This is a genomic window from Ferruginibacter sp. (assembly GCF_031430955.1).
GTDB lineage: Bacteria > Bacteroidota > Bacteroidia > Chitinophagales > Chitinophagaceae > Ferruginibacter.
In genome coordinates this window covers 1-8,227 of record NZ_JANPCM010000626.1, presented here as the reverse complement: position 1 = coordinate 8,227, position 8,227 = coordinate 1, and the positions used below count along the sequence as shown (strand labels likewise).

Genomic DNA, 8,227 nt, shown 5'->3' with positions numbered 1-8,227 from the left:
GAAAATTTTAAACTGGCAGAAAGCATTCCCGGTCCGGCAACGGATACCTTAAGCGCTTTAGCCAAAGAGTTAGGCGTTGTAATCATTGCATCTTTATTTGAAAAAAGAGCTGAAGGTTTATACCATAATACAACAGCGGTTTTAGATGCAGATGGAACTTACATTGGTAAGTACAGAAAAATGCATATTCCTGATGATCCTGCTTACTACGAAAAATTTTATTTTACTCCGGGTGATTTAGGATATAAAGTTTTTAAAACAAAATTCGCCACCATTGGCATTTTAATTTGCTGGGATCAATGGTATCCCGAGGCTGCAAGAATTACTGCCTTAATGGGTGCCGAAATTTTATTTTATCCCACAGCAATTGGCTGGGCCACATCGCAGGATGAAGTCACTAATACCGAACAATACAATGCCTGGCAAACTATGCAACGCAGTCATGCTATTGCAAACGGTGTGCATGTGGTAAGTGTAAACCGTGTGGGATTAGAGCAGGATGGCGCCATGAAATTTTGGGGCGGATCGTTTGTAAGTAATCCGTTCGGTACCATTTTATACAAGGCATCGCATGAGGAAGAAGAAATAAAAATAATGGAGTTAGATTTAAAACAAACTGACCGTTACAGAACACACTGGCCTTTTTTAAGAGACAGAAGAATTGATTCGTATCAGCCGATAACGAAGAGATATATTGATGAGTAAAGCCCCCATCCCCTAAAGGGGAGTTATTTAAAGAGTATAATAAAATTGAAAATAATAAAAGGCAAACTTTAATATAAAAATGGCTCCTCAAAAAAAAGTAGAAATATCGAATAACTCCCCTTTAGGGGATGGGGGCTACTACTTCCCTGCTGAATTTGCGCCACACAGCGCAACATGGTTAAGCTGGCCGCATAAAGAAGCATCGTGGCCGGGTAAAATACATACCATATTTCCTTATTACAGCCAGTTTATTAAAGAACTTACTAAAGGAGAAAAAGTTTGCATCAATGTAAACGATGAAGCGATGAAAAATTTTGCAATCGGTCATTTACAAAATGCTGATGTTGATCTTTCTAAAGTGGAATTCTTTTTTCACCCAACTAATGATGCCTGGTGCCGTGACCATGGTCCTGCATTTTTAATTAATCCTGATGCAAAAGAAAATAAAAAAATAATTGTGGATTGGGATTATAATGCCTGGGGTAATAAATATCCGCCATACGATTTAGATGATGTGATACCAACATTAATTGGAAAACATTATAACATTCCTGTTTACTATCCTAAAATTGTAATGGAAGGCGGCTCAGTTGAATTTAATGGTAAGGGTACGATATTAACCTCCACTGCATGTTTATTAAACCCTAACCGTAATCCGCATTTAAATCAGCAGCAGATAGAAAAATATTTATGTGATTATTATGGTGCCGAACAAATACTTTGGGTAAACGATGGCATTGTGGGTGATGATACCGACGGACATATTGATGATACGGTTCGCTTTACAAATGAAGACACTGTATTAACTGTGGTGGAAGAAAATAAAAATGATGAAAATTATAAGTTGTTGCAGGATAATTTACAGCAGTTAAAAAAAATGCGTTTATTAAATGGCAAACAATTAAATATTGCAGAGTTGCCTATGCCCAACGCCGTTATTTATGATGAGCAAAGATTACCGGCATCGTACGCCAATTTTTATATTGCTAATCATGCAGTAATTGTACCCATATTTAATTGTGCTAAAGATGATACAGCTTTGCAAATAATACAATCCTGTTTTCCCGAAAGAAAAGTAGTGGGCATAGATTCTACAGAAATTATTTGGGGTCTCGGCAGTTTTCATTGCATGAGCCAGCAGGAACCATTGGTGTAATTAAGAAGTAAATTGCTGCCTTCTTAATAAAAAAATACAGTTGCATTAATGGCCACTTTGCCACAGCCAGCAACTTAATTTATACCTGCTTAAAATTATTTAATTTTTATCAGGCAACCAGTTTTATAAAAGCTTCGTTTGAGACATAAATAAGAGAAATGCTAAGAAAGACTTAGTATTAATTTTTCTTAGTAACCCGGGCATTTTAACCATAACCAAAAACTACCTGCATTTTATGAACGTATTCAAAAAAATCACTTCTCTTCTTGTATTTTTTTTGCTATCATCATTATTAATTATAAATGGCTGTGGCGATAAAGGCGGCGGTACTCCACCCCCTGCCCCAAACCCCTGCGCCAGCAAAACCATTACGGTAACAGGTACCGTTGTAAATACCACCACTGGATTGTCAAATGGTTCCATAACTGTAACCGGCGCCGGCAGCACTGGTTTTACTTATCAGCTTAACACCGGAGCATTTCAGGCTGGTGCAAGTTTTACTGGCTTGGCTGCAGGCACCTACACCGTTACAGCAAAAGATGCTGAAGGTTGCACGGGTTCAAATTCATTTACCGTTACTGACCCTTGCGCTGCAAAAAATATAACTGTTACCGCTACCATTGTAAATGCAGGTGTGGGTTTATCTAACGGATCAATAACAGCAACAGCAACAAACAGCACAGGTTTTACTTACCAGTTAAATACCGGCGCATTTCAGGCTTCGGGTACATTTACCGGGTTAGCGGTAGGCACTTATAATGTTACAGCAAAAGATGTGGATGGTTGTTTAAAAACACAAAGCTTTACAGTAAATGATATTTGCGCTGTAAAAACAATTACGATAACAGCAACCATCGTAAATGCAGGTACTGGTTCATCTAACGGATCAATTGCAGCAACAGCAAGCGGCAGCACTGGTTTTACCTATCAATTAAACAGCGGCGCATTTCAGGCTTCTGGTACTTTTACAGGATTGGCAGTGGGTACTTATAATATTACAGCAAAAGATGTGGATGGTTGTTTAAAAACACAAAGCTTTACCGTAAATGATATTTGTACAGCAAAAACAATAACTGTTACGGCAACTATTACAAGTGCTGGCCCGGCTGCAGGCGCAACTAACGGAGCAATTGCAGCAACAGCAAGTGGCAGTACTGGTTTTACTTATCAATTAAACAATGGTGCATTCCAGGCATCCGGTACATTTAATTCGTTAGCAGCAGCAACTTATAATGTTACTGCAAAAGATGTGGATGGTTGTTTAAAAACACAAAGTTTTACTGTAACAACAGACCCCTGCCGTGGTAAAACTTTAACCATAAGTGCAGCAACAACCGGCTCCGATAAATGTGCGCCAACAGGTAACGGGTCAATCACAATTACGGCAGGCGGAAGCACAGGTTTTACTTATCAACTAAACACTGGTACTTTTCAGGCTTCAAATATTTTTACCGGCCTGGCAGTAAACAGTTACAACATTGCCATTAAAGATGTTGATGGTTGTATTAAAACAGGCACTGCATCAGTTACTGAAACTCCCGCCGGCACTAACTTTACTGCAGTAAAAGCGGTGCTGCAAACCAATTGTGCTCTTAGTGGTTGCCATAGCGGCTCCAGCCCAACCGGCGGATTAAATTTTACGTTTGATTGCACTATAGTTAACAGTTGGGACCGTATTAAAGCAAGAGCAGTTGATGCGCCTACTTCAATGCCACCTGCTCCCAATGCTCAATTATCTTCTACAGATAAACAAAAAATATTAGACTGGATAGCCGCAGGCCACGGCTTTACTAATTGATATAATAAACACATGAGAGTAAGAGTGCAGCAAAATTTTGCTGCACTTTTTATTTTGCATCAAACCAAATTTTATTTTCATCGTTCCAGTCGCCATTATAATTTATAGTAAGCTCTTCTCCCTTTTCAATAGCCCTTACCGTTTGTACTATCATTACATCTTCTTCATAATCCATTATGTATTCGCAATTGCTTTTGTAACTGTGGTTGTACATCGGTACTAGCCCCAATGCCATACAGCATTTATCTTTCGCTTTTCCCCACTCAAAAATATAATCGTGTAATTTGGTTTTATCTAAATTAATACGGTCATCATTATCCATAACAATGACCGGCGAAATTTCAATTATTATATCAGCCGAAATTTTTTCTTTTGTAAAAACGCCCCTTCCTGCGTAACTGGTTTTATCTAAATACAAATACGGCTTAAGCATAACTTTTGATTAAGATTAAAATGGGTAAATTGCAAATTATTATCGGGCAAATTTAACAACAAAGTACCTATGGCACTGGAATTGGAAGAAATATCACTGCAACAAAAATTTGATGAAGTAATTGCTTCAGAAAATAAATTGCAGATACAGGATTTTTTAAATAATCAGAACATCAGCGATGTTGCCGATTTAATTTATAATAATGAAGATTTTGAAAATCAAATTATCTCCCACCTTTCCATCCACCGTGCAGTAAGTGTTTTTAAAATTTTAGAACTGCCCACACAAAAAAGGATCATACAAGATTTACCACCATTTAAAACTGCCGAACTTTTAAATGAATTACCACCCGATGACCGCACTTCTTTTTTAAGTGAATTACCCGGTAATGCTGTAAGAGAATTAATAAAAACATTAAACCCCGATGAAAGAAAAATAACATTGTCGCTTTTGGGTTACCCCGAAAATAGTGTAGGCCGTTTAATGACACCCGATTATGTGTATGTGTACGAGTACGACAGTGTGGAAGATGTTTTTAACACCATACGCCGCTATGCCAAAAGCAGCGAAACAATTGATGTGTTGTATGTTTTAAATGATAAAGGCGAACTTTTGGATGATATAAGGATAAAGGATTTTATTATGGCTTCGCCGGATAAAAAAGTGAGTGATTTAATGGATGGCCGTTTTATTTCTTTACATGCCGAGGATGACCAGGAAGTGGCCAGCGAAGTTTTTAAAATGAATAACCGTGTAGCCCTGCCAGTGGTTAGCAAGAGTAATAAATTGCTTGGCATTATTACTATTGATGATGTGCTTTGGGTGGCGGAAGAAGAATACAGCGAAGACATGCAAAAGATTGGTGGTACGCAGGCATTGGACGAACCGTATTTGGAAATGCCCTTGTTTAAATTATTTAGAAAAAGAATTGGCTGGCTGGTAGTGTTGTTTTTGGGTGAAATGTTTACAGCAACTGCCATGGGTTATTTTGAAGATGAAATACAAAAAGCTGTGGTGCTGGCATTATTTATCCCATTAATAATTTCAAGCGGTGGCAATACCGGCTCACAAGCCTCTACATTAATTATTCAGGCTATGGCTGTGGGAGAAATTACTATTTCCAATTGGTGGCGTGTAATACGCAGAGAACTGATACAGGGTATAATGCTGGGAACTGTGCTTGGTTTAATTGGCTTTACACGGGTAATTATTTGGGCAAAAATCTTACCCGGGTTATATGGGGCACACGAGGTTTTAATTGGCCTAACAGTTGGTTTTTCTTTAGTAGGTGTGGTATTATGGGGCACATTAAGCGGCTCTATGTTACCTATGATATTAAAAAGATGCGGCGCTGACCCTGCAGTTTCCTCTGCACCTTTCGTTGCCACATTGGTTGATGTTACAGGCTTGATCATTTATTTTTCGGTGGCGTATTTGTTTTTGCAGGGGATATTGTTGTAATTCCTTTATTACCTAAGTGGTAACACACAATTACATAAATCCGGCTAACTGTAGCTAAATTTATAAATAAAAGTTGAACCATTGCTTCCTTTTGCCCCTGTTTGGCAATGCAAGGTTGTGTGTTTACGCTTCTCCATTTATTGACTTAACCAAGTTGGCATTGTATAGAAATATTGATGCTATTTTTTTATATCAAAGACAGCTTTGTATTTTGAATTCTTTTAAAATTATTTATTTAGCAATTATCATGTCTTTCAACGACCAAAGAATAGCCAGCACATCTTTCTTAGATTCATCATCAATTTTATGTTTATCCAGCACCTTCATAATGTCATCAACCACATGCATGTATTCAGTTGGGTTTATATTCATTCCTTTATGGGTGGCAGGCATGTCTCTGCCAGTGTAGGTTACCGGGGCACCACTTCCGGCGCTAAAAAAATTAATAGTATGTTTTTTTATAACCGCTAACTTTTCCGGTTGCTCTTTGTAAATCAGGAACCTTGCACTGATTGCAGGATTATTCATATGAGCCTCCACCACATCGTCAACAATAGCTGTAATACCTGCGGTACCCCCCAGCCGGTGAAAAAGAGTTTTAGTTGCCATAACTGCGTTACTGGCGCTATCAATGGTTTTCGTTGGTTTCTTATTAGATAACTGAGCAGTCAAGCTTTGCGTAGTAGCCATTGCCAACAGCAAAGAAGCGGATAAAAGTAGCTTTTTCATTATTTTATATTTTATTGATGGGTGGTGAATAGAATGTATGAGCACATTAAAATAATTGATTGCCATTACCAAAACTAAAAAAATATAAATTTGAACACTACAACGTTTAGTTCAAATACTGGTAGTTTTAATTCAAATTCCGAAATAGCCAGCCCCTAACTGTGACCTGGATTTTGCAGGTAAATAATTGGAAGGTAAATGGCCATATCTTTTTTGAAAACATTTAGAAAAATAGGACGGGCTGCTAAAGCCTGTCAGGTATGCAATTTCTGAAACATTGCAGATATTTTTATTCAATAATGTTATAGCCTCATTTAAACGATAGTGTTTAATAAAAGTATTGGGAGATTTACCGGTGAGTAAGATCATTTTACGATACAATTGAGATTTGCCACACCCCATAGGTTTACTAAAATCATCCACTTTTAAATTTGTATTGCTCCAGGCAGATTCGGTGTAGTCCATTAAAAGGGTCAGAAATTTTTCATCTGTTTGCGTAAGAGAAAATATGTTTTCTCCTTCGCATAAAGCATCTGAATTTTCGCTATTGTATAATTCTTTAACTTCTGATGAAACTATAATTTTGCCTTTAATGATTGTACACATCCGTTCAGCTAATTTTACAGTATCCTCGAAAATCAATTTCTTTTCAGTCACCGGCACTCCGGCACTCAATCCTATTTTTAAACGGATTTTATCGTTATTTATATCATTCACAAATTCTTTTAACAACGATTGAATATCAAGAGCAGCATGCACGGCATTGGAGACCGATTTAAAAGAAACTAAAAAATGGGCTTCGCTTAGTTTAACGGGTTGCCCGTCATAAACATTCACCAGGTTAAGCACAGCGTTACTGTAATTATGTAATGACAATTTAAACTGAGCAGCATCATTCTGTAAAAGCGATGATCGTTTTAACTCTATTACCATTATAGTTCTGAAAGCAGGATCATTAATAATATTTAATACGGTGTTTTGCGCTTTTTCCGGATCTTCAATTCTACCTAAAAATGATTCTACTATGCTTGCATCTACTTCTATCACCCTGTGCGGAACCTGGCCATGGGCCTCATTATGCATTTTTTGGATAGCCTTTGCATCAGGCGCTTCAATTAAACAGAAGGCAGTTTTTCTTTTTTCATCAAACCAATAAGTTAATCCCCTGCAACCAAATTTTTCTTGAATTTTTAAATCTTCCTGGTGTAATTGTGCCACATTTTCTGCTGTAACTGTTTCGGAAACATCGTGGCGATCCATATAAATTGGCATACAATTATTTTTAAAATGCTGTAGTAAATGGTTTACAAAAAACACCGCTACCGTAAATGTCACCAGTATTTAAGTTAAGTTGTATTTTATGTGTTTAACATTAATTGAATCACTAAATAATATTTGTACTAAAAAAAATATTTACCCAGCCATAAATATTGAAATGCATTTTGGAAGAAGATAAATAAATTTCCTGAGCAACTTAGATAATAATTAAAGTGTCAGGCTATTTAAACAAACTTTTCCGCTATTGCATTACCCCACTCACTCCGGATGCCACTCCATATTTCCACTGCTTTATATGAGCCCTCCATGCGCCAACAACAAACCTCCTGGTGTAACATAGTTTAAACAAATTATCAAACTCCGTATCCAAAATATTTGCCTGCGGATAATTGGCTACACCGGCTTTTTTAATATAATCCGGCACGGTGTTACTGTGCCCTACAATTAATATGGTTTTATTAAAATCGCCATGCGCTGCAATTTTATTAAAAAGGTCTATGCCGTTTTCATCAGCGTTGTAATGCACGGTATCAATACCTAATTGCAAACGCATGCTGTCGGCAGTCATTTGGGTGCGTTTAAACTGCGTAAGATAAATGCGTTTAATGTTTTTATTTTTTAAAGTCCTCATTAAATCACCTGCCCTCTTATTACCGTTGGTGGTTAG

General features: G+C 37.3%; 8 protein-coding genes. 4 read left to right on the top strand and 4 right to left on the bottom strand.

Annotated elements, in window-relative coordinates; genetic code table 11:
- From ACY65O_RS17760 to ACY65O_RS17750, 3 genes are all read left to right on the top strand, one after another.
- Window positions 1–705 (top strand): carbon-nitrogen hydrolase (locus tag ACY65O_RS17760; protein ID WP_462222199.1); only part of this gene is annotated, 705 nt, incomplete at its 5' end.
- Between the two features lie 79 nt (window positions 706–784).
- Window positions 785–1,861 carry an agmatine deiminase family protein gene (locus ACY65O_RS17755; protein WP_462222198.1) on the top strand — a complete coding sequence of 359 codons (1,077 nt, stop codon included), beginning with the start codon at window positions 785–787 and terminating at the stop codon, window positions 1,859–1,861.
- Window positions 1,862–2,096: 235 nt separating this feature from the next.
- Window positions 2,097–3,659, top strand: coding sequence for a hypothetical protein (locus ACY65O_RS17750; RefSeq protein WP_462222197.1), 1,563 nt, complete (start codon window positions 2,097–2,099; stop codon window positions 3,657–3,659).
- 49 nt (window positions 3,660–3,708) lie between these two features.
- Here ACY65O_RS17750 and ACY65O_RS17745 read toward each other — a convergent pair whose 3' ends face one another.
- Window positions 3,709–4,092 (bottom strand): SET domain-containing protein-lysine N-methyltransferase, encoded by a 384-nt coding sequence (locus ACY65O_RS17745; RefSeq protein WP_462222196.1) that lies wholly within the window; start codon window positions 4,090–4,092, stop codon window positions 3,709–3,711.
- 69 nt (window positions 4,093–4,161) lie between these two features.
- On the opposite strand from ACY65O_RS17745, the gene mgtE reads away from it, so the two are divergent.
- A complete protein-coding gene (mgtE, locus tag ACY65O_RS17740) occupies window positions 4,162–5,553 on the top strand; it encodes a magnesium transporter (protein ID WP_462222195.1) in 1,392 nt (463 codons plus the stop codon).
- 231 nt (window positions 5,554–5,784) lie between these two features.
- Here mgtE and ACY65O_RS17735 read toward each other — a convergent pair whose 3' ends face one another.
- From ACY65O_RS17735 to ACY65O_RS17725, 3 genes are all read right to left on the bottom strand, one after another.
- The gene (locus ACY65O_RS17735) at window positions 5,785–6,282 is read right to left on the bottom strand and encodes a group I truncated hemoglobin (protein WP_462222194.1); all 498 of its coding nucleotides are present in this window, start codon (window positions 6,280–6,282) and stop codon (window positions 5,785–5,787) included.
- Between the two features lie 132 nt (window positions 6,283–6,414).
- On the bottom strand, window positions 6,415–7,554 hold the full coding sequence (locus tag ACY65O_RS17730; RefSeq protein WP_462222193.1) for a nickel-binding protein: 1,140 nt from the start codon (window positions 7,552–7,554) through the stop codon (window positions 6,415–6,417).
- Window positions 7,555–7,801: 247 nt separating this feature from the next.
- The coding region (locus ACY65O_RS17725; RefSeq protein WP_462222192.1) for a histidine phosphatase family protein at window positions 7,802–8,227 on the bottom strand (426 nt) is incomplete at its 5' end.